The organism is Cyclobacterium jeungdonense (assembly GCF_010994275.1).
In the GTDB taxonomy this organism is placed as follows: Bacteria; Bacteroidota; Bacteroidia; order Cytophagales; family Cyclobacteriaceae; genus Cyclobacterium; species Cyclobacterium jeungdonense.
The window spans coordinates 149,687-175,109 of the sequence record NZ_WMCD01000003.1; the positions used below are offsets into that span (position 1 = coordinate 149,687).

Here is a 25,423-nt window from a genome sequence, read left to right on the forward strand (position 1 = left end):
GCAAATAGTTATTCAGCCATTAGACAGCTTTTTCAAAGCCAGCACCAATGCTTCCAGATCAGAGGGCAAGTGCCAGGCAGACAGTACAATTCGGTTTACTGCCGGGCTATCTTGCAGGGGGTAAGGAAAAGAAGATAGAATAAACCCTATTTGGTGTAATCGTTCCACCCAGGATTCCGGTTCAAAAGAGATAACCGGATATTGTGGCAGAAATTTAAAACTTCCCATCCCCTTCAGTGCGGAAGCTATCTGTTGTAAATTTTCTTTCAACTTTTGCTGCTGCTTGAGATAATAGTCCTGCCCGTCCAAAAATGCACTTAAAAATGCCGGAGCAGGAGGGGAGGAGGTGCGGTAAATAGGGTTTTCCCTGACCCGACTAATCAGCGAATGGTTTCCAAGGATGATGCCTGCCGGAAGTGCCAGTGCCTTGCCTAATGAACCGGCGACCAAAACTTCGACCGGAAGGTGTTTCCATTGCGCAAAGGTACCAAAAATACCTTTCCCCAACAGGCCGAATGCATGGCTGTCATCAATTAGCAGATAGTATTTGTTGGCGGGAGATAGCTTTTTGGTCCATTCGAAATCATGAATCTCAGGAATAAGAGGGTTTACTGCATTGGACAGCAATAGGATTTTTTGTCCTATCAGTTCGTGAGATTTGGCAATGCACTTTTTTTGCCATTGCTTGTGAGAAAGGCCAATAGGATGCTGGTTTTCTAAGGTGATGGCCGGATGGGTATCGGGAGCAGTCCAGGTCAGGTCTGCAAGCGGTCTAAGGGTGCAAACTGCAAGTTGTCCTGCCATGTATCCACTACTCAGTACTGCCGCTTCAGCGGCTCCGGAACCAGCTGCAAACCGGGCTTCAAAAGCATCATATAGGGACAGCTGCACATTGCTGTTCCGGCTGGACCCGTGATTGGGGCCGTGTTTATGGATACCCTGGATCAGAAGCTCTTTAAACTCAGGTAGGATACCCATTCCCAAATAAGAGGTACCACTAAAATGCAGGTAGTCTTTGCCCTGATAGGTAATGGTTCTTCCGAGTTGAGAAGTAGGGTAGGTATGACTCATATCGACAAAGCGCTTTATATCAAGATAGCACCGGTTCCGGGCCGGTCAGGGAAATGAACCTTATCAGGTGTTATTCTAACGCCTTCGGCGATATCCCGGGATAGGAGCATGGCTCCGTCCATGTCCACATAGTCCAGTAAGGGCGCTATGTGAGCAATGGCAGCAATTCCTACCGAAGATTCGGTCATGCAGCCCACCATGGTTTTCATGCCCAGGGACTTGGCCTGATGGAGCATCCTCAGACCCGGGGTAAGTCCCCCTGCCTTGACCAGTTTTACGTTTATCCCATGGAAAAGTCCCTGGCACTTCGCAACATCTTCCTCCGAAATACAACTTTCATCGGCGATCACCGGTAATTCGCTGAATTGGTAGACTTTTTTCATCCCTTCATTGTCTTCCCTTGCCAGGGGCTGTTCCATGAATTCTACGTTGAGCTTGGCCAGTTCCCCGGAATATGCAATGGCCTGGTCGGCGCTCCAGGCACAATTGGCATCAATCCGGAACACCGCGTCGGTGTGTTCGCGCAGGGATTTGATGATGTCAAGGTCCTGATCCGTACCCAATTTTATTTTGTAAATGGGCCAGTCCAATTCTTTCATTTTTTCAATCATCTTGGGGATGGGAGCGATACCAATGGTGAAGTTGGTAACCGGAATGCTTGCCGGGTTTAAACCCAGTAGCTCGTATAATTTTTTATCCTGCATTTTAGCATACAGGTCCCAGGCGGCGATGTCCAAGGCGCATTGGGCAAAGGGGTTGTCTTTAAAATAGGGCTGGGTGATGGACCATAGCTTTTCCGGGTGCATGGGTGCTAATCCCGATAATACCTCATCCGCTACTTTGGTCAAACATGCCTGCATGTTTTCAAGTGTAACGCCGTAGTAAGGGTTAGTAGTGGATTCTCCCAGGCCGTAAAGCCCATTCTCTCCAACCAGCTTTACAATCAGAGTATCCTGAACGTCCCTACTCTGATGGGCAATAGTAAAAGTGTGTTTTAACGGTAACTTATGTGGAAGTAGTTCGAGCTTCATAAAAATAGCATGAGGTTTTTTCAAAGGCTAAAGGTAGGATATCGACAGCATCCTTGTAAATACATCCCTTATTATTTAATTAAAAATAGCCATATTTACATAAAAAAAACCTTTCAAGATGAATACGACCACTAACTTCGTTCTCAGGGGATTTCTTTTAATTGCTTTAGTAGGGTGCCATTCCTTTGCGAATGCCCAAAACCCGGAACCTTTGGAGACTTCTTTACTGGAAAAGGCATATGAGCACTTCAAAGAATCCCAACTTACGGAACGCCGTTTTGGCTACGATAAAATTTCACCCTTAATCGAATCCAGGTCCGATGTTTTTCAGCAACAAGTACTTGGAAAATCGGTGGAGGGGAGGCCACTCCACGCGCTAACTTACGGCAGTGGTCCTATCCCTGTATTACTATGGTCTCAAATGCACGGAGACGAAAGCACGGCTACCATGGCCCTATTTGATTTGCTTAATTTTTTGGAAGGCTCGGAGGCGGATGATTTTGCAGCTATTCGGAAGGTCCTTCAGGAAAATTTAACCATTCGCTTTATTCCCATGGTTAACCCGGATGGAGCGGAACGGTTTCAAAGAAGAAATGCACTGCACATAGACCTTAACCGGGATGCCATCCGGCAAAGTAGCCCGGAGGCCATTATTTTGAAAGCGGCGCGAGATGATTTCGAACCAGCGTTTGGCTTTAATCTGCACGATCAAAACGCCTACTACAACGCATCAGGAACTTCCAATCCGGCGACCATTTCGGTATTGGCTCCAGCTTATAATGAAGCACGGGAGGTAAACGAAGGCAGGGAAGAAGCGATGAAAGTAATTGTGGGTATGAATCGGGTATTGCAGGAAGAAATTCCGGGAAATGTAGGCAAATACAACGACTCATTTGAGCCTAGGGCTTTTGGCGACAATTTTCAGAAGTGGGGCACCAGCACCATCTTAATCGAATCGGGAGCCTATCCCAATGACCCGGAAAAGCAATACATCCGAAAGCTGAATTTTATGATTATCCTAAATGCGCTTTATGAAATCGCCACTGGGATTTATGATAACCATGAAGCTTCGGCTTACCAAGCCATCCCGGACAATGCTTCCCGTTTGATGGATTTGCTTATAAAAAACGTCCGTTCGGAAACCAATGGGTACGCTTATGTAACGGATATCGGGATTCGGAGAAGTGTGCGCTATCAGAATGGGGCACGTTACGAACATGGGGAAGTAGAGGACTGGGGCGACTTGTCGATTTATTATGGTTATGAGGAACTGGATGCTGAAGGAATGACCGTAGCGAAAGGAAAGGTATGGGGCAAGGAAGTCGCGCTAGAGGAAATTAGTAAGGATGAAGTCATGGGCCTGCTTCGGGAAGGGTATTTAGCGATTAAGACTCCGGAAGAAAACAAAGGAATGGTACATGATTTACCAATTCTGATTTTGACTGGAGACCAACTGCCAGATTTGGAACCATCGCTGTCCAATGCGCCCAATTTCTTTCTTAAAAATGACAACGAATTCCTGTATGCAGTAATAAATGGAAACCTAGTAGACCTGCAAAGCCCAGGAAATAAATCGTTTAAACAACGTGTGCAATAGGAGATTTACCGGTTTAAGACGTTTAATTGCTTCTTTTACGGATGAGCTTGATATTGGTATCAATGGTCGAATATTGTATTTGTACGGAAAAATCATTAAAATCAAATTTCTTTTACTGTAAAACACAATGAACCCTATGCAGAATAAATCTTCCATTGAAGACATACGAAAAAGATTTGATCAGGATGTGGACCGGTTTTCCAATTTGGATACCGGACAGGAAGCCACCATGGATGCACCTTTATCCATGGAACTAATCGCAAATGCGGTTGTGGTAACCAACCCTCAGGCAAAGTCCATGTTAGATATTGGTTCAGGAGCGGGAAACCTTTCCCTGAAGATCCTGCAATACCTTCCCCAAGTAGACTGTGACTTACTGGATTTGAGTCAACCCATGCTAAACAAAGCCTACGATCGGGTAAGCTGGGCAACCACGGGGAAAGTAGATACCATCCAATCGGACATCCGTGATGCGCAGTTGACCGAAAATAAGTACGACATCATCGTAGCTGCTGCTGTTTTGCATCATCTCAGAGGAGTTTCCGATTGGGAACATGTGTTTGAGAAGATATTCAAGCTGCTGGCCCCCGGAGGATCGTTTTGGATTTCCGACCTGGTATCCCATGACGACGCGAAAATGCAGGAAATGATGTGGAATCGGTATGCCCGATACCTGGAGTCCATAGGAGGCCTGGATTATAGAAAGAAGGTATTCGACTACATAGAAAAAGAGGACAGTCCCCGTTCCCTGCCCTTTCAATTGGATTTGATGAAAAAAGTAGGCTTCACGCAATTGGAAGTATTGCACAAAAACTGCTGTTTTGCCGCTTTTGGGGGCAAAAAGCCGCTGGATAATCTGGCCGGATAACTCCGGTTAGACAAAAAGTTGCTGATACATCTCTTCCAGTCGGGTGACAGGCACTATTTCCAGGTTAAACTTGTCCGTATCCAATGATTTGAGACCGTATCGGGACAACATGATTTTTTTGAAACCCATTTTTGCCGCTTCTGCAATGCGGCTTTCGATGCGATTAACCGCCCGGATTTCTCCCCCCAGACCAATTTCACCTGCAAAACAAATACGCGGGTCAATGGGGCTGTCCTCGTAGGAAGATATCAGGGAAGCACATACTGAGAGATCGAGGCCCGGGTCATCCACCCGCAGGCCGCCGGCCACATTGAGAAAAACATCTTGCTGTCCCAGCCGCATGCCACCGCGTTTTTCCAGCACGGCGAGGAGCATGTTGAGCCTTTTGGCATCGTGGCCGGTACTGCTCCGCTGAGGAGTGCCGTAGGTAGCCGGGCTTACCAAGGATTGGATTTCAATGAGCAGCGGTCTGTTTCCTTCGAGCATGGCCCCGATGGCAACTCCGTTGAGTTGCTCTTCCCGCTGGGTCATCAGTATTTCGGAGGGGTTGGTTACCGCTTTGAGGCCGGAAGCATGCATCTCGTATATTCCCAACTCGTTGGTAGAACCGAAACGGTTTTTTGAAGTTCGCAGGATACGGTAACTGAGGTGCCGGTCGCCTTCAAACTGCAAAACCGTATCCACCATGTGTTCCAGAATTTTTGGTCCGGCAATGGCTCCGTCTTTTGTAATATGGCCAATCAGAAAGACCGGCACCCCGGTTTGTTTGGCAAATTTCATGAGTTCTGCCGTACATTCCCTCACCTGACTGACAGATCCGGCTGCGGATTCAACATATTGGCTGTGCAGTGTTTGAATGGAATCGATGATCAGAAGCTCTGGTTTTAATAGTTCTACCTGCTGGAAAATTTGCTGGGTGTTGGTCTCAGAAAGAACGAAACAATTGTCGGACTGATACGCCATCCGTTCGCTACGCATTTTGATCTGGTTATCGCTTTCTTCACCGGACACATACAATACCTTCGTTGAGGCCAGCATGAGGGCTATTTGAAGCATCAGAGTGGACTTACCTATGCCCGGTTCGCCCCCAATCAACACCAGAGATCCTGGCACGATGCCTCCTCCCAACACCCGATCCAGTTCGGGATCCCGGGTGACCAGACGTGTTTGGGCTTCATAGTCAATTTCATTGAGTCTTTTGGGCTTATTACTTTTTTTGGGAGAAACCGTACCGGATTGCCAGCTTCCTTTTTGGTTCACTTCTTTTTGGATGACTTCTTCCACATAAGTATTCCATTCCCCACAGGAAGGGCATTTTCCTACCCATTTGGAGCTCTCCACGCCACAATTCTGACAAAAAAAAGCGGTTTTTATTTTGGCCATGGTGTTTCGTTTTGCGAATATCGAGTTGTGAAAAGGTTATTCAATGTGCTTCCAGCCAATTGGTACCCATTCCTACTTCTACTTCCAATGGAACAGCTAATTGAATAGCTCCTGACATGAGTTTCGGAATTTCTTTTTCCAATAGCGCTACCTCGTCCTTATGTGCATCAAAAACCAATTCATCGTGGACCTGCAGGATCATCTTGGATTTAAGCTTTTGTTTGACCATCCATTCATGCACCTGAATCATGGCCACTTTGATCATGTCGGCAGCAGAACCTTGAATAGGGGCATTGATCGCGTTGCGTTCGGCAAAACCCCGCATAGTGGCATTCCGGCTGTTGATGTCACGCAGATAGCGCCGTCGCCCCAATATGGTTTCTACAAATTCATTTTTTCGGGCTTTTTCGATGCTTTCATCCATGTAGGCTTTTACTGCCGGGAATTCTTTAAAGTAAGCATCAATAATTTCCTTTGCCTCTGATCGGGGGATTTTTAGCCGTTGCGACAAACCGAAGGGAGAGATGCCATAGATAATTCCAAAATTGGCTGTCTTGGCCTTCCTTCTCATGTCTCCGGTTACCTGATCCAGCGGCACCTGGAAAATTTTGGCGGCCGTGGTGGCATGGATATCCCTTCCCTCTTTAAAGGCTCCAATCATGGATTCGTCTTCGGAAAAAGCAGCCATGATTCGCAGCTCAATCTGGCTGTAATCCGCTGCCAGAATCAGATGGTCCTCATCCCTGGGCACAAAAGCCTTCCGGATTTCCCGTCCCCTTTCGGTTCGGATGGGAATGTTTTGCAGATTTGGGTTAATGGAGGAGAGCCTGCCTGTTGCAGCCACAAACTGATTATAGGTGGTATGGATACGGCCGGTTTTAGGATTTATCAGACCGGGTAGGGCATCTACGTAGGTAGATTTGAGTTTGACCAGTTGCCGGAAGTCCAGAATGGCCTGAGCGATTTCGTGTTCGATGGCTAACTTACTGAGCACTTCTTCTCCGGTGGCATACTGCCCAGTTTTCGTTTTTTTGGCCTTGGGGTCAAGTTGCAATTTCACAAAGAGAATTTCTCCCAGTTGTTTGGGAGAGCTGAGGTTAAATTGCTCACCAGCCAATTCGTATACCTTTTTTTCAATGAGCCTGCTTTCCGTTTCCAGCTCGCCTGACATTTCCTTGAGGCTTTCGGTGTCTATTTTGACCCCTTCAAATTCCATGGCTGCCAGCACTTCGATCAGAGGGTTTTCTACTTCGTGGAGCAGCTTTTCCAATTTATTTTCCTTGATAAGCGGGTCCAGCTCTTTTTTAAGTAATAAGGTGATGTCTGCGTCCTCAGCTGCATAGTCTACCACTACTTCGGGATCGACATCCCGCATATTGCCCTGGTTTTTACCTTTTTTCCCTATGAGGCTTTCTATGGACACCGGCTTGTAACGAAGGTATTGTTCAGCCATCCAGTCCATCGAGTGCTTACCTTCAGGCTCTATCAGGTAATGGGCCAACATGGTGTCGTATAGTTTCCCCCTGACCTCTATTCCGTAATTCATAAGTACCAGTATATCGTATTTGATATTCTGACCGATTTTCAGAATGTCCTCGGAAGAAAATACAGGCTTTAAAATATCGAGGTAGTTGGTTACAGTATCCTTATCCTCCGGGAAGGGAATGTAGTAGGCCTCTCCAGGAAGGTATGCGAAGGAAATTCCCACCAATTCGGCTTCATTGGGATTGATGGAGGTGGTTTCGGTATCAAAACAAATTTCATTTTGCAGGAGCAGGTAGCGAACCAGTTCTCCAATGGCTTCCTCTCCTGATACCTGATGGTAATTATGGCTGCGTGTAAAAATGGTGTGCAAGTAATCAGGAACTTCCACCGGTGGAGCGGGATCTTCCTCCGTTTCCTCGACATCATTCCCTGTAAACAAGCCCAATTGCTCGTTTACTTTAATATTCGGTTTTTTGATAGCTTCTCCGAAAACCCGCTTGGTTAAAGTCCGGAATTCCAATTCCGCAAAAAGTGCCTTGAGCTTGTCCTCATTTGGAGGCTCATAGGTAAGGGCTTTTTCATCAAATTCCAGAGGAACCTCCTGCATAATCGTAGCCAACTCCTTGGATAAAAGCCCCTGTTCCGCGAAGTTTTCCACATTTTCTTTTTGCTTTCCTTTCAGTTGATCGGTGTTTTTGATCAGTTCCTCTATCGACCCAAATTGTTTTAGCAGTTTGACCGCGGTTTTGGCCCCGATTCCTGGGATGCCGGGGATATTATCCACCGCATCGCCCATCAGTCCCAACATATCCCGCACCTGGTCGACATTTTCTATGTCCCATTTTTCACAGATTTCCTTTGGCCCCATAACGTCTACGGCATTTCCCATAAAGGCCGGTTTATAAAGGTAAATATGGTCTTCTACCAGTTGACCGAAATCCTTATCCGGAGTCATCATGTATACTGTGAAGCTGGTCCTTTCGGCTTTTTTGGCCAGAGTGCCAATAATATCATCTGCTTCGAACCCGTCTAATTCCAGGGTAGGTATATTAAAGGCCTGCACAATCTGTTTAACCCAGGGAATGGCCACTTCTATGTCTTCGGGTTGTTCCTGTCGGTTAGCTTTATAGGCCTCAAATTGTACGTGCCGGAAAGTGGGGGCATGGGTGTCGAAAACCACGGCGATGTGACTGGGTTTCTCTTTTTCCAGAACTTCCAGTAGGGTATTGGTAAATCCCAACATGACGCCTGTATTTAGTCCTTTGCTGTTGATTCTGGGGTTTTTGCTGAATGCAAAATGCGCCCGGTAAATCAGAGCCATTGCATCCAGAAGAAAAAGCTTTTTGCTGCCTTTAGCCATTTGTTGATCCGGTTTTGAAGTTTTTGTATGGGATTGTGGAAGATTTTTCCCGCTAAATTCTGCCCAAGTTAATGAATTTTAAGCAATGCATCGGAGCGAAATAGAAAAGAGGTGACGTAATTCCCGGCCCAAAAACACGATATCCTCATCCGTAAGTAGCTTAAACCGAAACGGAATAAGTGACACCGAAGCATCAAGAATAATATTCGTAAAAATTGTCATTTGTCAATGACAATTAATAATTAGAAATGGGAGCTATAAATGACAAAAATGGGGGCCTTTTGCATGCCGGACACGACAATATTTTAGCATTGTTAAGAAAGAAGGGCGTAAGTAGCGAAATTATTTGTGTATTGTATTCTTTTGGTGTGGATTTCTTCCAATTTCCGTTTTTTTGGTAAGATTATTGGTATATTTCGAAAAAAGGACCACACCAATTTTTACGATTATTTAAGAAAGAATTTAATTTCATGTTTCACCTTAAATACTTAACTCAAATGAAAAAGATCGCATACTTTTTATCCATGCTGATGTTCTTGACAGCCGTAGCTCCAGCAGCCATGGCAAAAAACGGATCAGCAGATAAAGAACCCAGCCCGGAAGAGAAGGCTCGCTTAGAACAATTGGATGAGCGGGTTCAGGAAATAAAGGCCATGGATTTCAGGGCCATGGACAAAGAAGAACGTAAAGAAATCCGCAACGAACTGAGGGATATCAACAAAGAGGCCAAGGAAATTGGTGGAGGTGTTTATATCTCAGTAGGCGCGCTGATTGTTATTCTGATTTTATTGGTCATTCTGACCTGATTTGAACCACCCTCTAATTCCTTTAGGGGATTGGGGGGTGCATTTCTTTGATCATGGTTGAGATTTTAAATACTTTTTTACTTTTAAGGCTTTCCAGAAGATAATTCCCAGGGGGATTAACCAAAGCGCTTCGTTGAAAATCACATGAAAACCGAGTCGTTTGTTCCACTCCAGGCTATCCATGTATAGCACCAAAAAACTTACCAGAGAAAAGGCCTTTCCCAGAATCCCTAACCCCATCAGGTAAATCCAGCTAATGGGGTAAAAAGCGGATAAAAACACGAGCAAGCCTCCTACCATTCCCAGACTGCCATAAAAAAGCGTACCGGACCAGCCATCCAGGCTGTTGTCCATGGCCAGCCAATTCAATACAGTGGGGCCAAACCATCTAAAAAAAGCCCCCCATACGATGGCATAAATACCGGAAAGCAGGAGCAATCCGCGGTGAGGCATGGTGAACATAGGAAAGTCTGGCTGAATGGAAGAGGTCTTCATAAAAGGTATTTGCAAGCGTTAAAGGTTAACTGATTTCCGGCGTTTAATAGCCACTATTAATTTTTTATAGTTTCGGAAAAATACCGAAAACCCCAAAGCATTTCACTAATATAATTGACAGGGTGGAATGTTTTCTTTATGGTCTGTGGCACGAATGGTTCGAGAGTTACCCGTATATTCTTGAAACGGTCCTTTTCGACGGTAATGCTGAAACTCACCGTTAGTTTAAGTAACTCCTTTGGGAAGAAAAGGCGTTGATGCACCTTAACAGGCGGACTGTGAAACCCAAACTTTTTTTTGCTGGCAGATTGGCTTTCTACTGCCATTTCGAAGGAATCCGGACCCAAAGTGAGCACTGATTGACCGGTAAAACGAGGATTGAAAGCATGCTTAAGCCTGATTTTATTTTTTAAAAACGAATAGCAGACCTCGTGGTTCACTTCTTTTTTTAAGAACAACTGATTTTGAGTGGCAAAAAAGTGCCAAATATTATCAATTCTCTTCAGTTCCATAGCAAGGTTTTTTGGGTTTTTCCCGATGTTTTAAAGGAATGGGATGGTCCTGTCTCAGTCAATTTAAGGTTATTTTTGGTATTTTCAATGGGTTTTAGGTTAGAGACACCTTCAAACTTACTAGCATATTCTTATCTAAGGGGTAACAGGAGTGTGCCATTAGTTGCGTGATGTAATCTTTTTAAAATCCTCAAAGGTTTGTAAAAACGCTTGCCTCTCTTTACTGCCTTCGAGCAGTTTTACCCAGACTCCGTTTGCGTTGGCCTGTATGCTGGTTAGATCCGCATCAAGCCATTCGTTTATTTTTTTTGCATTCTTCAAATGGGTATAGCGATTTCCCTGTACCAATTCCAGCGAATCCTTGGGATGTCCCAGCTCGTCCAAGGCTCTAAAAAGAAGGGGGGATTTGTGTGATAGGTCTCCTTTAAGAATAATAAAAGGAATTGCTGTATTTCGGTTTTTCCGAATAATAATTTCTAAATGAATGCCCGATTTAAGGCTATCCGCATCAACGTCCTCGTGAATGTAGCGATCCACCAGAGGTGTTCGTTTCACCTCATAATCGATTCTTCGAATATTCTTAAAGAAAAGGTATCCGGAATCATTGATTCCAAACTCTGGGTCATCTCCTGAATTGCTTGCCCGGTATTCGTTGAAGAACGAGAGCAACAAGACCAGGCCCAGGGAGGCTGTCCCGAATATTTTTAGCAAGCGGTACATTTCCCGGCTCATTTGGTCCTTATTTGGAGGGGTCCTCTTCATCTTCTGTTATAGGTAACCGTATTTTTAGCGGGATGGTTTATCTGAAAAAGAGCCAAGTCTTCCGAGCATATAGCTCCAAATTCTTTAATAATTGCCTATCTTTGCCCTCTTAAAAGAAATTGAAGCCAGTCTATGAGTAAAGAAGTACGCGTAAGATTTGCTCCATCCCCTACCGGAGCATTGCATATTGGAGGTGTGAGAACCGCTTTGTATAACTACCTTTTTGCCCGTAAAAATGGTGGAAAGTTCTTATTGAGAATAGAGGATACAGACCAAAACCGATACGTTCCTGGTGCAGAGGATTACATAAAAAATTCCCTGGATTGGATTGGAATCAATCCGGATGAAAGCCCCTGGAATCCGGGCGAATGCGGACCTTATAGACAATCCGAACGTAAGTCTATGTACATGGATTACGCAAAGTACTTGCTTGAAAAGGGGCACGCCTACTATGCTTTTGATACTTCAGAGGAACTCGAAGCCATGCGGCAAAGGCTAACGGCCGCAAGGGTGGTGTCCCCTCAGTATAATTCCATCACCCGCACGCAGATGAATAATTCACTTACCTTACCTGCGGACGAAGTAAAAGCCCGCCTGGACTCAGGGGAGCCGTATGTGATTCGGATCAAAATCCCACGAAAAGAAGAGGTAAGGTTAAATGACATGGTTCGGGGATGGGTTATGGTACATTCCAATTCACTGGATGACAAGGTTTTGATGAAATCAGATGGTATGCCTACCTACCACCTGGCCAATATCGTGGATGACCACTTAATGGGTATTACCCATGTAATCCGTGGGGAAGAATGGTTACCATCGGCACCTTTACACGTCTTGTTGTACCGATATTTGGGATGGGAGGACAGCATGCCCGAGTTTGCACATTTGCCTTTGTTGCTGAAGCCGGATGGTAATGGAAAACTATCCAAAAGAGATGCTGAAAAGCATGGCTTCCCGATTTTTCCACTCGACTGGAGAGATCCGCAGTCCGGAGAAATGGTGGCAGGCTTTAAAGAAGCTGGTTACCTACCGGAAGCATTCCTGAATTTTATTGCCTTTCTGGGCTGGAACCCGGGGGATCAGCGAGAACTTTTTACGCTGGAAGAATTGATAGAAGCCTTTTCTATCGATCGAATTGGTAAGTCGGGCACTAAATTTGATATAAATAAAGCTAAATGGTACAATGAGCAGTACTTGAGGCATAAATCCAACCAAGAGCTTGCGGCGTATTTGCTGGCAGATCTGGAAAAAGAAAACCGTTTCCTGTCCGAGGAAAAGGCCGAAAAAATAGCCGCAGTGATGAAGGAAAGGGCTACATTTCCTTCCGATTTATGGAATGAAGGAAAGTTCATGTTAATTGCACCGGAGACCTTTGATCAGCAGGTAGCTGAAAAAAAATGGAATCAAGATGCCATTGCGGTATTGGGGGCATTCAAAAATCAATTGCTGGAAGAAAATGAACCCTTGTCTGCAGAAACTGCCAAATCAAAGCTTGCAGAAGCCGCAGCATCGGAAGAAATTAAATTGGGCAAGGTCATGCAGGCAGTAAGGCTTGCAGTCACCGGAGTTGGAGCAGGACCGGATTTGATGCAGATTTTTGAGATTTTGGGCAGAGAGGAATTGATCAGAAGAATCGATTTTGCGTTAAATACGTTAGGAAAAGAGTAACGGTGCCAGAATCGGTACAGATTTCGTATTGTAAAGAAAAAAACAGCCATGGCTAAGAAGACGAAAAAAAAGGATATACCAAAGGTGAACGAAGAGTTGGAAGGCTTCAACATGAATATCAATTCATTTGGTGAAATTTCCAGTTCTTTTTCCATAGATAAGATCAACGAGTTTCTTAATAAAAATGTGGATGACAAAAAATTAAGGGACAGGGAAGAAAGTAAAAAGCCCAAGAAAAAGGACGAAAATTAATTGCGGAGATTCCATGACTTCTTCTTTTTTCCTATGAAAATCGGTTGGCCTCTTTTGGTAATTATTTTTTTGGCTTCCAGTGATCTTTTAGCACAGACCAGTGTGGGTATCCGTGGAGGATTTACGGAGTCCAGTGCCTCTTACCGAGTTACCCTGGGTAGTTTTCCCCGCAGTGTCACGGGCTTCACTGCTCCTACTTATTCCTTGGTGATTGAGCAGTTTTTTGAGAAAAATGCAGGGGCTCAGGTAGAATTTCAATTCCTAACTACCGGCTATGCAGCAACGGATACCATCAATACCGGAAACGAAACCCAATTCGACTATATTAAAATTCCGATATTATCTAATTTTTACCTGGGTAACTCAGGAAGGTTTCATATTAAACTTGGCCCGCATGTGGGGTACCTACTGGATGTGAGGGACGTAAATCGAGTGGTGGAAGGGGAACTCGTCATTCCGACATATGGGCAGCCGGCTGACGAACCACGAAAATTGATGTATGGCTTGACGGCTGGTGTGGGGATTTCAAAGTTGTTTGGAAAGCACACGCTTCAGGGAGAAGTTCGCTATTCCTATGAATTTGGTAGGCCTGAATCCCAGGAACGAATTTTTGATATTAATTTTACGCAATTGGAATTTTCACTGGCCTATCTTTTCAGGGTACTCGAGTAAGTAATTTTTTAATTTGACACCATTGGCTGAAATCGCCTGGTTACATCAATTATTCGAAAAACAGGTCAATCTTCTGCATAAATATCCAAATTTACCTCGGCTTGAGGGTGAGGGAATTGACGAAAAACAGCTCCTTGATCAAATGAAGTATTGATTTCATCCATGCGACCGTACCTTCGGATATCGATCCAGCGGTGTCCCCAGGGTTCTGCCCATAAGGAATACCTTCGTTGGTACAAAATCTCATCGATAAGACTGGACTGATCGGTTGCTCCGGCATAGTCTCCGATTTCTGCTGTATTCCGAATCACGTTTATTGCTTTCACGGCGAGGTCTGTCTCGCCCAACTGCGCGTGTGCCTCTGCCTTTAATAAAATCAACACTTCAGCCTGTCGGATGGCTTGGTAGGGATCTGCCCAAGATCCTCCACCAGTGGTGCCAAACCCAAAATAGTTCCTGTCGGGTTCTCTGCCTGCCGGCCTAGCCAATCTGTTTGGAAGCGAGGATCTGATCCGTTCAGGTACCAGATTTCTCTTCCAAAAGTATTCCATGCCCTGGATATGTCCGTTACATAGTCCCTGTGTCTGGATTCCAGTCCCGTGACCACCACTTCTTCCAGGTTGGAAGCGTCTTCCTTGAGTGCTATACTAACGTTGGTATTGGTGTTGGGCCCAACTTCAATGTTCAGGCTAAGGTATCCTAATAAAGAGATAATAAGGGTAGCCGAGGTCTCGTCATCAAAATTCAGATTAAACCGACCATCCAGGTCAGTTAGGTTCCTTTGGTAGTGTTGCGAATCAATATACTTACCCCTATCATAGGGTCTTGAGTCCGCTCATCGGTTGCGATGCTCGAGAGGCTGTACTGTGAATGCGCCCATCCCATATTGAGCAGGGACAAAAACATGACCAATGAAAATCGGTAAAGATTTGATATAGAACTAAGTTTTGATTAAGGGTAATTATTTTTTATTAATTAGATTAGTTAATCGGAATAATATTGTACAATACATTGTATAAGAGTAATGATATTTAATTATTTTTAAAATTGATTATTTTGATAGTTACTAGAATAATAAAAGCTCAATGATTTTAAAATTGTTTTGCTTTTTAGAAAAATTGGTGAAATAATCGTCAAATAATTCGGTAAATGAGTGAATCCAGTCGAAAGCGGGATAAAAAGTAACAGAAACTATAAGAATGAGGAAGTGATCGATTATGACTGGTTTACCCGAATAAACTTGATGTTTCGACGCAACCCTTCCCATTTGCTGCGTTTTAAAGCTGACTTTTTAAATACTCGATCAAAGGTTTCTTTGGTCATTTCTTCCCAATCCAGCGACTCCAGCTCGGTCGGGGGTAAAAATTCGGGTTCCTGATGAGGCCTTGAAAAACGATTCCAGGGGCACACATCCTGGCAGATATCGCATCCAAATGCCCAGTTTTCCATTTTTCCCTTGAATTCCTCTGGAATTTCTTCCTTGAGTTCAATGGTCAGGTAGGAGATGCATTTGGAGGCATCCACCAGGTTTGCCTGAAGGATGGCGTCGGTGGGACAGGCATCCAGGCAGCGGGTGCAGTTGCCACAATAATCTTTGGCAATGGGTGCGTCGTAGTGAAGGGGTAGATCAATGATCAGCTCTGCCAGAAAAAAGAAACTCCCCATGTGTTGATTTAATAGTAAACTGTTTTTACCTGTCCAGCCTAATCCTGCCTTTTGAGCCCATTGCCTTTCCATGACCGGCGCACTGTCTACAAAAGCCCTGCCGTTGATCTCGCCGATTTCTTCCTGCAAGATTTGAAGAAACCTTTTGAGTTTGTCCTTAATGACAAAGTGGTAATCTTTTCCATAAGCATATTTAGCGATTTTGATGTTTTGTTTTCCTTCCGGCAGCTTCTTTGGGGGGTAATAATTGTATATCAGACTGATCACCGACTGGGCGTTGTCCACGAGTTTGCCCGGATCTAGTCTTTTGTCAAAATGATTAGCCATATAGGCCATTTTGCCCTGGTAGTTGTTGTCTAACCAGGATTCTAATTTTGGTGCTTCCTCTTCTAAAAATGCGGACTTAGCGATGCCGCAAAAATCGAAACCCAGCATTTGGGCTGTTTCTTTGATGAACTGGCTGTTTTTTTTTCTGGTATCCATAAATTATGGGTATCGAATGCGGTGCAGCGAAAATTTATAAATCAAAAAGACTACCGGATTGACCGCCAAAATCAGGCTTAATTTTTAAATGTCCGTAGGCAAGTTCAGTGGCCATTCTTCCCCGGCTGGTTCTTTTAAGGTACCCTTCCTGAATCAAAAATGGTTCGTACACCTCCTCTATCGTTTCGGCTTCCTCTCCACAAGCGGTGGCAATGGTAGAAATGCCTACCGGTCCACCGTTAAATTTTTTGATGATGGTCAGCAGGATGCGGTTATCCATTTCATCCAGCCCGTTTACATCTACGTCCAGTGCGTTTAGCGCCATTTTTGCGATTTCTAGGCTGATCCGTCCATCCCCTTTTATTTCTGCGAAATCCCGGGTTCGGCGTAATAGGTTGTTCGCAATCCGCGGAGTGCCTCGGCTTCGTCTGGCAATCTCAAATGCTGCTTCTTCATCCAAAGGAGTACCCAGGATGGAGGCCGAACGCTTGACGATGGTGCGCAGCAATTCCGCATCGTAATATTCCAGCCTTGCATTGATCCCAAACCGGGCCCGTAAGGGAGAGGTAAGCAGGCCGGACCGGGTAGTGGCTCCAACCAGTGTGAAGGGGTTTAGGCTAATTTGTACCGACCGGGCGTTGGGGCCGGAATCAAGCATGATATCAATCCGAAAATCCTCCATGGCAGAGTACAGGTATTCTTCTACGACCGGATTGAGCCGGTGAATTTCATCAATAAAGAGGACATCTCCATCCTCCAGATTTGTCAATAGACCCGCCAGGTCGGAGGGCTTATCCAATACCGGCCCGGAAGTGATTTTCAGGCTGGACTCCAGTTCATTTGCAATGATATGGCTCAGGGTAGTTTTACCCAGTCCCGGAGGTCCGTGAAGCAACACGTGGTCAAGGGATTCTCCTCGTTTTTTGGCAGCCAAAACGAAAACCTTTATATTTTCTACCGTTTTTTTTTGACCGGTAAAATCTTCAAAACTCAGCGGCCTTAAAGCCTTCTCAATTTCCTTGTCCCCTGATCCCAGGCTGTTTTCGTCACCACGCAGATAATCTTCTCTCATATTCAGTTGCTAAGAATTACAAATATAAAAAAATTGGGGTGGTTTTCAGCCACTGCTCCGCTTTAGCTGACAGTCTTATCAGCGGATAATAAGCAAAAATCATCAGCAATTAAAAAATAAGAATTAACTTTCGGGAAATTTAAAACAGGCATTGTTTTATGCGAAAATCTGCCAAGAAAAATATCATTTACAGCATTTTGTTATTGTTGGTGGTATTTGTGGTGTATCTCTACAGGCAAAACCAAAATGCGCCTGCCATTGAAGAATCGGATGATCAAAAAATGGTACTCACCGGCCCTACCATGGGTACAAGCTACCGTATTGTATACCTGGACCCAGGCAGAAGGGATTTTCAGGAGGAAATAGACTCGTTATTAGTTGATATCAACCAAGCCTTGTCAACGTATATCCCTGATTCGGAATTAAGTAGGTTTAACCGGAATGATTCTTTGGAATTCGAATCCCCTTACCTGTACCCTGTGTTAACGGCGAGTGAGAAGGTATATGAAGCCACTTCGGGTGCTTTTGATCCCACCATTGGCCCCCTGGTTAATGTTTGGGGCTTTGGTCCGGAAGGAGCCTCGTTGAAGGATAGTATTGAAGTGCGACAGCTTTTGGAGCGGGTCGGCTTTGAGAAATTGAATTTTGATCAAAAAGGAATTAAGAAATCCAATCCTGACAGTTACCTGGATCTGAGTGCTATAGCCAAAGGGTATGGGGTGGACGTGGTGGGAGAATTTCTTGAAGGCCGCGGAATCCAGAATTACCTGGTAGAAATCGGGGGAGAACTGGTAAGCAGGGGGGTAAACGAAAACGGAGAACTGTGGAAAGTGGGTGTTACGCGACCTACCGAAGAAGGACTGGCCAATGAGTTGTATTCCATCATTGCATTGGATAATAAAGGCATGGCTACTTCGGGAAATTACCGAAATTTTTATGTGAAGGATTCTGTGAAATATTCCCATACCATTAGTCCTTTTACCGGTTATCCGGTAGAACATCGATTGCTGAGTGCTACTGTCCTGGCAGCAGATTGTATGACCGCCGATGCATATGCTACTGCCTTCATGGTGCTGGGATTGGAGAGGGCTAAGGAAATTCAGGAATCACGGGAAGGCCTGGAAATCTTTCTTATCTTTAACGATGAGCAGGGACAGATGAAATCCTACGTAAGTAAGGGGCTGGCACCCTTTATAACCACTGTCCAGGAAGAATAATCCCGATAACCCCTAATACATGATGTTGCATTTTCTTTTGCTATTTTTGGCTGCCTTCGGTGCGGGGCTTTTGGCCTTATTAATTCCCGGATGGAAGGAAAAGAGTTTCAAGCTGGGATTGATATTTGCCGGAGCCTATCTTTTTGCCATTACTATTTTGCACATCTTACCCGAACTTTTTGCGGATCAGAATTCAGCCTATTACATGGGATTGTACATTCTTTTGGGGTTTCTGCTGCAGCAGATTTTGAATTTTATGTCATCGGGTATTGAGCATGGACATATCCATGATCACGGAGGACAAAGCGTGGGAAACAGCGTCTGGACGCTGATGATCGGTTTGTTTTTACATGCCTTTCTGGAAGGAACCCTGCTTTCCAAGCAACCCATGTTGGCAGGGCATCATCACGGTAGTGAAACCTTGTTGATTGGAATTATACTTCACAAGATGCCAGAGGCGTTTGCGTTGGTGGCTGTATTGATGACCCGGATGAAGAAACCGGGTGTGCTGCTGCTACTTATTTTTTTTTCGCTGGCTTCCCCTCTGGGAATGATTTCCACCGATCTACTATACGATCAGGAGGTTATCGGAAGGGGAACCTTAAACATTTTGTTCGGCTTGGTGGCTGGCGGTTTCCTTCATATTTCGACCATCATCTTTTTCGAAAGTTCGCCGCAACACCGCTTTCAGTTGCACAAGCTGCTTATCATATTATTGGCGTCCGGGTTGGCTATTTTGACCGAGTTTATTATTTGATACCCTCTATTTACGAACCCGAAAGATTCGATAGGCATGGTATTCCTGACCGAACTGATCTTGGGTAACTACCTCTAGTCGATGAGTACCTACCGACAGGTGATCCGGCAGAGTAGCAGTCCAAATATGGTGGGAAATCTGAGGCGGATCCATCTTCCATCCCAATCCATCAAATACCTTTTATTTAAAAAAAAAATGCCGGAGCCTTATGTTTCCATAAGACCCCGGACAAACCCTACATTAAAAAATAACCAACTAACACGACGGATTTCCAACTTCCTCTTTCCTCGCTGATCCGTTTCCCATTTCTTTAACATCCGAAACCTAGCAACGAAAAAGGAATAATCCGAATAATTAAACATATAAATTACTGATAAAATGCACAAAATTTTTTCTTTATTTTGAAATACATTAAAATAGGTGTTGAAAATTTTAATATGGGTATATTTGTCCTTTGTCCAGTTAAAAAATGCGTTTAAAAAAAGTAAGCGATTGTCTGTCAATCAAATAGATTAAAAATATCCAAAAAATCTTGAGAAAAGGTTATTTATTTTTTGGAAACGGCGCTCCCCGTTTCGACTCCGAGTTTTCCTAAAAAAATTGGAATAGTGATTTTTTCTTTCTTCCGTACTTGGCTGGAGAATTTACAAGTGGGGGAAATCCATTTTTAGGCCGAGAACTGGATAAGGGACGATCAAAAGGACCAACTACAAAATGAATTTGGCACCTCGGATGAAGAAAGTGTATTTATTCCTCCTGGGGAATGCTAAGAGATAGGAATGAGTGCGCTCAGGGCTGCTTTCTTTGGATGACGTAATTTTTTATGGGGCTATCCATGCTTGCTTTTTGTAGTTCCCCATTTTTATAATAGTACCTGTTTTCATTGCCTTCAACAGAAGTATCGTAAACACCATCTCCCAACGGCATGACTGAGGCAAATTTGCCGTAATTTTCTGCCATCATCTTGCTTATTCCTTTTGGCTCTTCGAAAAATAGCCGGACGGCACTATGAAAAATAGGATCGGGAAACGCGGCTTGATGCTCGTATTTATAGGCCTGAGCCCTGATTAGGTAGCGGTCGTTTTCCCACCAAATCCGGGAGAGGAAATTGCCTCTATTGGTTTTTGACTGGACCAAAGACCGAATAAATTTACCTTGATGATAATAGACTTCTGTCTTGTAGTCTACTTCGATTTGACCAAAGAGCCAAAAACTCACCTTACTTTCTAGCAAGTAAAAGGTCGTGTCTGCCCTTTCATATTGCGTGGCGGTCATTTCCCCGATGGTGAAACCGGCAAGGCTGATCTCATAGGGATGAACTTCCTGCGCCTGGACTGTCAACGGGCTAAGCAATAAAAATAGAAGTAATAGGCAATGTAACGGTTTCAGGTTTTTTATTATTGATCCGGGTAGATTTGGGGGTATCGTAAGCACATGTGCAAGGTAGGAAATAGAACGTTAAAATGAAGGGTGTGCACCTATTTTGGTGTGAAAAGGGGATTCTTTTAAAGATAGGATGAAGCAAAAACCTGCCTTTATTTGGCCAAAAACTCAAGTGCTATGCGATTAAATTCCTCCGGCTTTTCTACATTGACTACGTGTCCGCAAGATGGAACGACCACGAGTTTAGCGGAACGGTGATTGCTGACCAGTTTGGTGATGGATGGTAAAAACATGTAGTCTTCTTCTCCCATCAGATACAAGGTGGGAATGGATGTTTCCCTGATCCGGAAAAAAGCCAAAAGGGGATTCACTTTTGCCGCCAGGGTAAACCAGCGAATAAATTCTTTCTGATATAATTTTTTGGCTTCCTGTACAAAAAGATACCGGGAAGCTTTGTGGTTTTTGCGGGGCATGATGATAAAGGCAAAAAGCCTGTACAGCATCAGGTAGGGAATCACCGATTTCAATAAAATCCCCAATCGGATGAGTACCTGACCGCGAATGTTTAATTTCATGATCGCCCCAGCAAGTATCATACTACTCACTCTGTCTGGATACCTTTCGGTAATTTCCCGAATAATGATGGTTCCCAGGGAAATACCAACAAAATGAGATTGTTTGATTTTTAAATGGTCTAGTACTTCCACTACCTCATCACCGATGACGTCAAAGGAGTATTTTTTAAGTTTTTCGTAAACGTGATTTTTTGATTTTCCATGCCCCCGCAAATCTACCAACAGTACGTTGAATGATTTTTTAAAATCACGTATTTGCCGGAACCAAATGGCGCTGCTTCCTCCTGCACCGTGGACAAAGGTTACCCATGGTGCTTCTGGATTCTGTGTATAGGTCGTAAAGTGAAGCATTATTGATAGTAACACCAAATTGGTCACTTAGGTTTGACACTTCAGATAAATAAGTCTGATTTTGACTTCGGGCCAATTCCCTACTCTCTTTTGACCAGCTCCCAATAGGATTCGGGATCTTTTAAGACGATTCGAAATCCCAGTAGGTGAAAAATTTCTTTATTGAGCCATCTGGCAATTTTCGGGTTTGCAGTGTATCGGTTCTGGTAGGATTTTTTTCTGGAAATTCCCGGAAGCAAAGGGAGCATTTTAGGAAGAAAAGTTTTTCTCAGAATTTGGGAAAGCCAGAGCCAAAACTTCGAAACGGGCCTTACAATAAAAAATCCTTCCTGCCCCATTTGCTGGTACAGTGGAAGGAAAACCATTCCTTTGTAAGGACTGATGACAGGTTTCCCGTTATTCTGTGCCAGTTCATGTCCTTTCTGGACAGGATTGAAATTGAAAAACCCGGGTTTCATTTCAAAGTCTTGTTCCGGGCTAATGGGATAGCGGCAGAGTATTTCATAAAAACCTTCCGGGATATCGAGGGTACTTTTCAAACACTTTTCCTCTCGCATTTTTTCAGTGTTAGTCAATTGAATGATGCCCAGGTGATTCATGCAGAGTTTGATAAAAGCCTGGTGCCTTCGGATGCTATCAGGATCCTCGTGTTTGCCTGCTTCAAAACCCAGGGCGGGGTAGCCCAGGTCATTGATATGACTCATGAGGGGGCCTTCCAGGTATTCCTCTATACCCAAAATCAAGGGCACCGGAAATTGTTTGGCTACGGATCGGTTGACCAGCGTGTCGTTAAATGGGAGAAAGGCACAGCTTTCGGATGAGGTCGTATGCAGATCTGTAAACAGCATTTTGCCTGCACCATACCTGGCGATGATGGTTGTGATCAAGTGGTCCAGTGCAGCCAATTCTTCCAATTCCGGATAGCTGAAACCGGATTCTCCGGAATCTTTCATACGAACCAGCTTCAGGTTTTCTTTGGTCCAGATACGATTCAGGTCTTTTTCGATGTACCGCTGTTTTCGTTTCAGTGCCTGGTCATTGCCTTTGAGCACCATTACATTTCCCCGAAAGGCAAACCTTCCCGTGTTTTTTTGGCCAAAAAGATCCTCCATGGCCATTACAGATGCTGGTTCGTTGCCATGAATGCCAGCGATTACCACCAGGGTAGGAAGGGTTTCATCTTGATGGTGGGCAAATAGAATTCGGGGGTTATTTTTGGTGAGAAGGGTTTCAGGCATTGTTTTTCTCGTAAAGCTTATCCCAAATACTTTGCGCATCCTTGTCCGTCACCAATCCTATCAACTGATCTCCATCTACCACCGGAAGACAGCTGATTTTTTTATTTACCATCAGCAGCATTGCGTATTTAATGTCGGTATGGGGCCCGACGGTTACCAAATCGGATATCATGATATTTTTGGCAATCTCCAGCTCATTTTCCACTTCTCCCATTTTTTCCAGCGTGGATGCCGTAATCAAGCCGGTAAGTTTTCCTTCTTTATTTTCTACGGGAATGTGATGGATATTTTTCCAGCTCATGATCTTCTTCACCAGTGCTACCAAATCGTCTTCCTGAACGGTAATTAGGTCGGTGGTCATGATATTCCCGATCCAGTCGTATTGGATTGGGATGGTCTTGAGTTCAGCGGGGCTGGCGGCTTTCCATTCGCTGACAGGTAAATCTGACTTTCTGCGTTGTTGAATGGCACCGGTAAGGGTGACCATGGCCTCATCCCTGCTCATGTGTTTTTTTATTTTCCGGTAACTTTTGATCATCCAGCTGCTGCCGGTCTGGCCGGTTTTTACCCTTTTTCGTATGACCTCCAGGTACTTGGAGGCCTCTTCCGGAGATACCCCAACTGTGGACAATCCCTTTTCTGCCAAAGGTAATAATTCATCCAGAAACAATTTCTGGACGGGGACCATTTGATTTTCCCAAGCCATGCTGCTAAATATACCGGAGGTAGCGGCCCGGTAAAAGTTCCCTTTTGTATCTTCAAAGGATTTTCGATGCCAGGATTTCCGGTAATGATCCGGCATGGCCTTCATAAGCCCTACCCAGAGTACCAGGTTGGCCATTTCGTCAATGATCGTGGGGCCCGAAGGAAGGTATCGGTTTTCTATTCTCAAGTGTGGAACGCCATTTCCCGTGCCAAAACAAGGCCTGTTCCAGCGCCAAATGGTGCCGTTGTGAAGTTTGAGGGCCTGTAGGTCCGGAATTTGCCCCTTAGCCAGCTCATCCAATGAGTTGGCGGTGGACTTATGGGTGAGAATTAGGGGGAATCGGGCAATATTTTCTTTGTAGATTTCAGTTGTCTCCCGAATCCAGTGATTGCCAAAAGATACGCGCTGTTCTTTTTCTTTCAGGTGATAGCCTTTACTTCGTATATCAATACTTTGCTGGAAAAGAGGAATCCGGGTTTCGGACCAAAGTTCCCTTCCAAAAAGCAGGGGGGAATTGGTGCAAACGGCAAGAACAGGTCCCGAAATCAGCTGCGCCCAATTGTATTGGTCCACAAATTCTTCTGCACTTACTTGAAGGTGACATTGAAAACTGGTATTGCAAGCTTCGAATAGGATATTGGTATGGGCTAAAATCAATTCGTCCACCCCCGAAATATTCAATTCAAAGTCCTGACCTCTCAACTGCTTGATGATCTCATCCAGGGCCTGATACCTGGGGTTGGGAGTCATATAATCTAATTGTCCTGAGCGAAGGTCGATGGAAGGTAAAATGCCGGTAAGAATAACTGCATCCCCAAAGGTGGAGGCCACCTGGTCGGCTTTCCGTAAGTATTTTCGAAGTTGCCTTTCCATGACAGAAAAGCACTCCGCTTTTAATTCCACAGGATCCAGGTTTAGCTCCAAGTTATACATGGCCAACTCGGAGGTGAAATGAGCATCTTGTAGCTTTCCGAGGATCAAGGGGCCATTTTTTGATGGTTTGTTGTGCCGGTCTATCAGTGCAAACTCCTGCTCCGCCCCTATGCGCTGGACGTCCTTTTCAATGAGACCATCCCGGATCATTTGATCCAGTGAATCAATATCCTGGATCAGGTTTTTGAGGAATTTTTTTCTTTCCGATAGTTTTATTCCGGTATTTACGCGATGTTCTCCCATGCTACCAACAAGTTACGTAGGGAAAAATTAATTTGGAAGCTCCATGCAAAGATTCCATTATGCTCCTGATAAAAGTCAGTATAGAATCTCTTTTTAATTTTCAGGTTTAAGAAAAGCCTTAGATTGATCGCCCTCAGCAGTCAGACAATCTTTTTTTGACCACATTCTGTGAGGACTTACTGAATGGAATTTACCACAGTCCGTGCAAGCATTTTTGCTCCTTCCTTATCTGGATGCACGCCGTCCGGGAAAAGCGGGGCGTAGGGCTCCAATGAACCGTGAAGATCGATGATTTCTGCGCCTGTTATCCTGGCCACTTCCCGAATAAGCGGGTTCATTTCCTCCACGATTAACTGCTCGGTGATTCCCCAATTGTCTTCAAATACAGGGGCCGGCAGACACACAAACACCTTGCCCTCATCAGGCATGTGCCCTTTGAAAATGCGGATCATTTCCACATAATCGTCTAAGAACTCGTCCTTGTGCACCCAATTTTGAGGTTTGGAGTCGTTGGTGCCCAGTTTGATGACAAGGATGTCCGGTTTGAAATCTTTTACCTGCTCAAACTGCGGTTCGTTCCAATAGGGAAAGTCCCCCTTTTTTAACAATGTTCGGGCGCTAACACCGAAGTTCTTTACCTGATACCCCTGACCCAGCATTTTTTGGAGCTGTAGCGGATAACTGTCCGGATGATTTCTCCCGGGACCTTCGGTGATGCTGTTGCCTACACAGGCTATTTTGACCGGCTGCTGGGCGTAGATCCCCTGGCCCCAAAGCATTAAGACTGCACAAATAATTTTTTTCATTAGGTGGTGAATCAAAGAATTGGGAAATTACA

Annotated in this window: 24 protein-coding genes and 1 pseudogene; 8 read left to right on the forward strand and 17 right to left on the reverse strand. The window is 44.6% G+C overall.

Going from position 1 to position 25,423, the window contains the following annotated elements; translation table 11 throughout:
* Positions 1 to 12: 12 nt before the first annotated feature.
* Together GKS34_RS08145 and GKS34_RS08150 are read right to left on the reverse strand one after the other, a co-directional pair.
* Positions 13 to 1,071, reverse strand: a complete 1,059-nt coding sequence (locus tag GKS34_RS08145; RefSeq protein ID WP_163384315.1) for an aminotransferase class I/II-fold pyridoxal phosphate-dependent enzyme — start codon at positions 1,069 to 1,071, stop codon at positions 13 to 15.
* 14 nt (positions 1,072 to 1,085) lie between these two features.
* Entirely contained in the window at positions 1,086 to 2,102 is a 1,017-nt protein-coding gene (locus GKS34_RS08150) for a mandelate racemase/muconate lactonizing enzyme family protein (protein WP_163384316.1), read from the reverse strand.
* A gap of 118 nt (positions 2,103 to 2,220) precedes the next feature.
* Here GKS34_RS08150 and GKS34_RS08155 point away from each other — a divergent pair, with 118 nt between their 5' ends.
* Together GKS34_RS08155 and GKS34_RS08160 are read left to right on the forward strand one after the other, a co-directional pair.
* Positions 2,221 to 3,699, forward strand: coding sequence for a M14 family metallopeptidase (locus tag GKS34_RS08155; protein ID WP_163384317.1), 1,479 nt, complete (start codon positions 2,221 to 2,223; stop codon positions 3,697 to 3,699).
* Between the two features lie 136 nt (positions 3,700 to 3,835).
* Positions 3,836 to 4,567: a class I SAM-dependent methyltransferase gene (locus tag GKS34_RS08160; protein ID WP_163384318.1), complete on the forward strand. Its 732-nt coding sequence runs from the start codon at positions 3,836 to 3,838 to the stop codon at positions 4,565 to 4,567.
* A gap of 6 nt (positions 4,568 to 4,573) precedes the next feature.
* Here the strand turns inward: GKS34_RS08160 and radA are convergent, their stop codons facing one another.
* Positions 4,574 to 5,950, reverse strand: coding sequence for a DNA repair protein RadA (radA, locus tag GKS34_RS08165; protein ID WP_163384319.1), 1,377 nt, complete (start codon positions 5,948 to 5,950; stop codon positions 4,574 to 4,576).
* 40 nt (positions 5,951 to 5,990) lie between these two features.
* On the reverse strand, positions 5,991 to 8,795 hold the full coding sequence (gene polA, locus GKS34_RS08170) for a DNA polymerase I (RefSeq protein ID WP_163384320.1): 2,805 nt from the start codon (positions 8,793 to 8,795) through the stop codon (positions 5,991 to 5,993).
* 497 nt (positions 8,796 to 9,292) lie between these two features.
* On the opposite strand from polA, the gene GKS34_RS08175 reads away from it, so the two are divergent.
* Positions 9,293 to 9,601: a hypothetical protein gene (locus tag GKS34_RS08175; RefSeq protein ID WP_163384321.1), complete on the forward strand. Its 309-nt coding sequence runs from the start codon at positions 9,293 to 9,295 to the stop codon at positions 9,599 to 9,601.
* Positions 9,602 to 9,652: 51 nt separating this feature from the next.
* Here GKS34_RS08175 and GKS34_RS08180 read toward each other — a convergent pair whose 3' ends face one another.
* The 3 genes from GKS34_RS08180 to GKS34_RS08190 form a co-directional block, all read right to left on the reverse strand.
* Positions 9,653 to 10,096: a hypothetical protein gene (locus tag GKS34_RS08180; RefSeq protein WP_163384322.1), complete on the reverse strand. Its 444-nt coding sequence runs from the start codon at positions 10,094 to 10,096 to the stop codon at positions 9,653 to 9,655.
* A gap of 56 nt (positions 10,097 to 10,152) precedes the next feature.
* Positions 10,153 to 10,608 (reverse strand): hypothetical protein, encoded by a 456-nt coding sequence (locus GKS34_RS08185; RefSeq protein WP_163384323.1) that lies wholly within the window; start codon positions 10,606 to 10,608, stop codon positions 10,153 to 10,155.
* A 159-nt stretch (positions 10,609 to 10,767) separates the two neighbouring features.
* Complete coding sequence (locus GKS34_RS08190) at positions 10,768 to 11,370, reverse strand: hypothetical protein (RefSeq protein WP_163384324.1); 603 nt, start codon at positions 11,368 to 11,370, stop codon at positions 10,768 to 10,770.
* A 132-nt stretch (positions 11,371 to 11,502) separates the two neighbouring features.
* Between GKS34_RS08190 and gltX the strand changes: the two genes are divergently transcribed.
* The 3 genes from gltX to GKS34_RS08205 are packed head-to-tail and all read left to right on the forward strand — an operon-like array spanning position 11,503 to position 13,962.
* Positions 11,503 to 13,038, forward strand: coding sequence for a glutamate--tRNA ligase (gltX, locus tag GKS34_RS08195; RefSeq protein ID WP_163384325.1), 1,536 nt, complete (start codon positions 11,503 to 11,505; stop codon positions 13,036 to 13,038).
* A gap of 48 nt (positions 13,039 to 13,086) precedes the next feature.
* Positions 13,087 to 13,290 carry a hypothetical protein gene (locus GKS34_RS08200; RefSeq protein WP_163384326.1) on the forward strand — a complete coding sequence of 68 codons (204 nt, stop codon included), beginning with the start codon at positions 13,087 to 13,089 and terminating at the stop codon, positions 13,288 to 13,290.
* Positions 13,291 to 13,323: 33 nt separating this feature from the next.
* A complete protein-coding gene (locus tag GKS34_RS08205) occupies positions 13,324 to 13,962 on the forward strand; it encodes a porin family protein (protein WP_163384327.1) in 639 nt (212 codons plus the stop codon).
* A 65-nt stretch (positions 13,963 to 14,027) separates the two neighbouring features.
* On the opposite strand, the gene GKS34_RS08210 is transcribed toward GKS34_RS08205, so the two are convergent.
* From GKS34_RS08210 to ruvB, 4 genes and pseudogenes are all read right to left on the reverse strand, one after another.
* Entirely contained in the window at positions 14,028 to 14,513 is a 486-nt protein-coding gene (locus GKS34_RS08210; RefSeq protein WP_240459238.1) for a RagB/SusD family nutrient uptake outer membrane protein, read from the reverse strand.
* A 110-nt stretch (positions 14,514 to 14,623) separates the two neighbouring features.
* Positions 14,624 to 14,764, reverse strand: a pseudogene (locus GKS34_RS23730) (peptidase associated/transthyretin-like domain-containing protein); the annotation flags it as partial.
* A gap of 413 nt (positions 14,765 to 15,177) precedes the next feature.
* Positions 15,178 to 16,110, reverse strand: coding sequence for a tRNA epoxyqueuosine(34) reductase QueG (gene queG / locus GKS34_RS08215; protein WP_163384328.1), 933 nt, complete (start codon positions 16,108 to 16,110; stop codon positions 15,178 to 15,180).
* Positions 16,111 to 16,144: 34 nt separating this feature from the next.
* Positions 16,145 to 17,182, reverse strand: a complete 1,038-nt coding sequence (ruvB, locus tag GKS34_RS08220; protein ID WP_163384329.1) for a Holliday junction branch migration DNA helicase RuvB — start codon at positions 17,180 to 17,182, stop codon at positions 16,145 to 16,147.
* Between the two features lie 158 nt (positions 17,183 to 17,340).
* Between ruvB and GKS34_RS08225 the strand changes: the two genes are divergently transcribed.
* Entirely contained in the window at positions 17,341 to 18,399 is a 1,059-nt protein-coding gene (locus GKS34_RS08225; RefSeq protein ID WP_163384330.1) for an FAD:protein FMN transferase, read from the forward strand.
* A 19-nt stretch (positions 18,400 to 18,418) separates the two neighbouring features.
* Positions 18,419 to 19,156, forward strand: coding sequence for a ZIP family metal transporter (locus tag GKS34_RS08230; protein ID WP_163384331.1), 738 nt, complete (start codon positions 18,419 to 18,421; stop codon positions 19,154 to 19,156).
* A 6-nt stretch (positions 19,157 to 19,162) separates the two neighbouring features.
* Here the strand turns inward: GKS34_RS08230 and GKS34_RS23845 are convergent, their stop codons facing one another.
* From GKS34_RS23845 to GKS34_RS08255, 6 genes are all read right to left on the reverse strand, one after another.
* A complete protein-coding gene (locus GKS34_RS23845) occupies positions 19,163 to 19,309 on the reverse strand; it encodes a calcineurin-like phosphoesterase C-terminal domain-containing protein (protein WP_494337702.1) in 147 nt (48 codons plus the stop codon).
* Between the two features lie 636 nt (positions 19,310 to 19,945).
* Positions 19,946 to 20,497: a DUF6134 family protein gene (locus GKS34_RS08235; protein ID WP_163384332.1), complete on the reverse strand. Its 552-nt coding sequence runs from the start codon at positions 20,495 to 20,497 to the stop codon at positions 19,946 to 19,948.
* A gap of 194 nt (positions 20,498 to 20,691) precedes the next feature.
* Positions 20,692 to 21,480, reverse strand: a complete 789-nt coding sequence (locus GKS34_RS08240) for an alpha/beta fold hydrolase (RefSeq protein WP_317167964.1) — start codon at positions 21,478 to 21,480, stop codon at positions 20,692 to 20,694.
* Positions 21,481 to 21,545: 65 nt separating this feature from the next.
* Positions 21,546 to 22,703, reverse strand: coding sequence for a succinylglutamate desuccinylase/aspartoacylase family protein (locus GKS34_RS08245; RefSeq protein ID WP_163384334.1), 1,158 nt, complete (start codon positions 22,701 to 22,703; stop codon positions 21,546 to 21,548).
* Complete coding sequence (locus GKS34_RS08250) at positions 22,696 to 24,585, reverse strand: CBS domain-containing protein (RefSeq protein ID WP_163384335.1); 1,890 nt, start codon at positions 24,583 to 24,585, stop codon at positions 22,696 to 22,698. Before GKS34_RS08250 ends, GKS34_RS08245 begins: the two co-directional genes overlap by 8 nt.
* A 176-nt stretch (positions 24,586 to 24,761) precedes the next feature.
* Positions 24,762 to 25,391 (reverse strand): GDSL-type esterase/lipase family protein, encoded by a 630-nt coding sequence (locus GKS34_RS08255; protein ID WP_163384336.1) that lies wholly within the window; start codon positions 25,389 to 25,391, stop codon positions 24,762 to 24,764.
* Positions 25,392 to 25,423 lie beyond the last annotated feature (32 nt).

What these genes read in the sequence shown, in the direction of transcription:
- GKS34_RS08150 (WP_163384316.1), bottom strand. Translation starts at nt 2,102, where the DNA reads ATGAAGCTCGAACTACTTCCACATAAGTTACCGTTAAAACACACTTTT.
- GKS34_RS08185 (WP_163384323.1), bottom strand. Translation starts at nt 10,608, where the DNA reads ATGGAACTGAAGAGAATTGATAATATTTGGCACTTTTTTGCCACTCAA.
- polA (WP_163384320.1), bottom strand. Translation starts at nt 8,795, where the DNA reads ATGGCTAAAGGCAGCAAAAAGCTTTTTCTTCTGGATGCAATGGCTCTG.
- GKS34_RS08190 (WP_163384324.1), bottom strand. Translation starts at nt 11,370, where the DNA reads ATGAAGAGGACCCCTCCAAATAAGGACCAAATGAGCCGGGAAATGTAC.
- GKS34_RS23845 (WP_494337702.1), bottom strand. Translation starts at nt 19,309, where the DNA reads ATGGATCCGCCTCAGATTTCCCACCATATTTGGACTGCTACTCTGCCG.
- GKS34_RS08180 (WP_163384322.1), bottom strand. Translation starts at nt 10,096, where the DNA reads ATGAAGACCTCTTCCATTCAGCCAGACTTTCCTATGTTCACCATGCCT.
- gltX (WP_163384325.1), top strand. Translation starts at nt 11,503, where the DNA reads ATGAGTAAAGAAGTACGCGTAAGATTTGCTCCATCCCCTACCGGAGCA.
- GKS34_RS08210 (WP_240459238.1), bottom strand. Translation starts at nt 14,513, where the DNA reads ATGGAATACTTTTGGAAGAGAAATCTGGTACCTGAACGGATCAGATCC.
- GKS34_RS08250 (WP_163384335.1), bottom strand. Translation starts at nt 24,585, where the DNA reads ATGGGAGAACATCGCGTAAATACCGGAATAAAACTATCGGAAAGAAAA.
- GKS34_RS08200 (WP_163384326.1), top strand. Translation starts at nt 13,087, where the DNA reads ATGGCTAAGAAGACGAAAAAAAAGGATATACCAAAGGTGAACGAAGAG.
- GKS34_RS08145 (WP_163384315.1), bottom strand. Translation starts at nt 1,071, where the DNA reads ATGAGTCATACCTACCCTACTTCTCAACTCGGAAGAACCATTACCTAT.
- radA (WP_163384319.1), bottom strand. Translation starts at nt 5,950, where the DNA reads ATGGCCAAAATAAAAACCGCTTTTTTTTGTCAGAATTGTGGCGTGGAG.
- GKS34_RS08205 (WP_163384327.1), top strand. Translation starts at nt 13,324, where the DNA reads ATGAAAATCGGTTGGCCTCTTTTGGTAATTATTTTTTTGGCTTCCAGT.
- GKS34_RS08245 (WP_163384334.1), bottom strand. Translation starts at nt 22,703, where the DNA reads ATGCCTGAAACCCTTCTCACCAAAAATAACCCCCGAATTCTATTTGCC.
- GKS34_RS08225 (WP_163384330.1), top strand. Translation starts at nt 17,341, where the DNA reads ATGCGAAAATCTGCCAAGAAAAATATCATTTACAGCATTTTGTTATTG.
- ruvB (WP_163384329.1), bottom strand. Translation starts at nt 17,182, where the DNA reads ATGAGAGAAGATTATCTGCGTGGTGACGAAAACAGCCTGGGATCAGGG.
- GKS34_RS08230 (WP_163384331.1), top strand. Translation starts at nt 18,419, where the DNA reads ATGATGTTGCATTTTCTTTTGCTATTTTTGGCTGCCTTCGGTGCGGGG.
- queG (WP_163384328.1), bottom strand. Translation starts at nt 16,110, where the DNA reads ATGGATACCAGAAAAAAAAACAGCCAGTTCATCAAAGAAACAGCCCAA.
- GKS34_RS08160 (WP_163384318.1), top strand. Translation starts at nt 3,836, where the DNA reads ATGCAGAATAAATCTTCCATTGAAGACATACGAAAAAGATTTGATCAG.
- GKS34_RS08155 (WP_163384317.1), top strand. Translation starts at nt 2,221, where the DNA reads ATGAATACGACCACTAACTTCGTTCTCAGGGGATTTCTTTTAATTGCT.
- GKS34_RS08255 (WP_163384336.1), bottom strand. Translation starts at nt 25,391, where the DNA reads ATGAAAAAAATTATTTGTGCAGTCTTAATGCTTTGGGGCCAGGGGATC.
- GKS34_RS08175 (WP_163384321.1), top strand. Translation starts at nt 9,293, where the DNA reads ATGAAAAAGATCGCATACTTTTTATCCATGCTGATGTTCTTGACAGCC.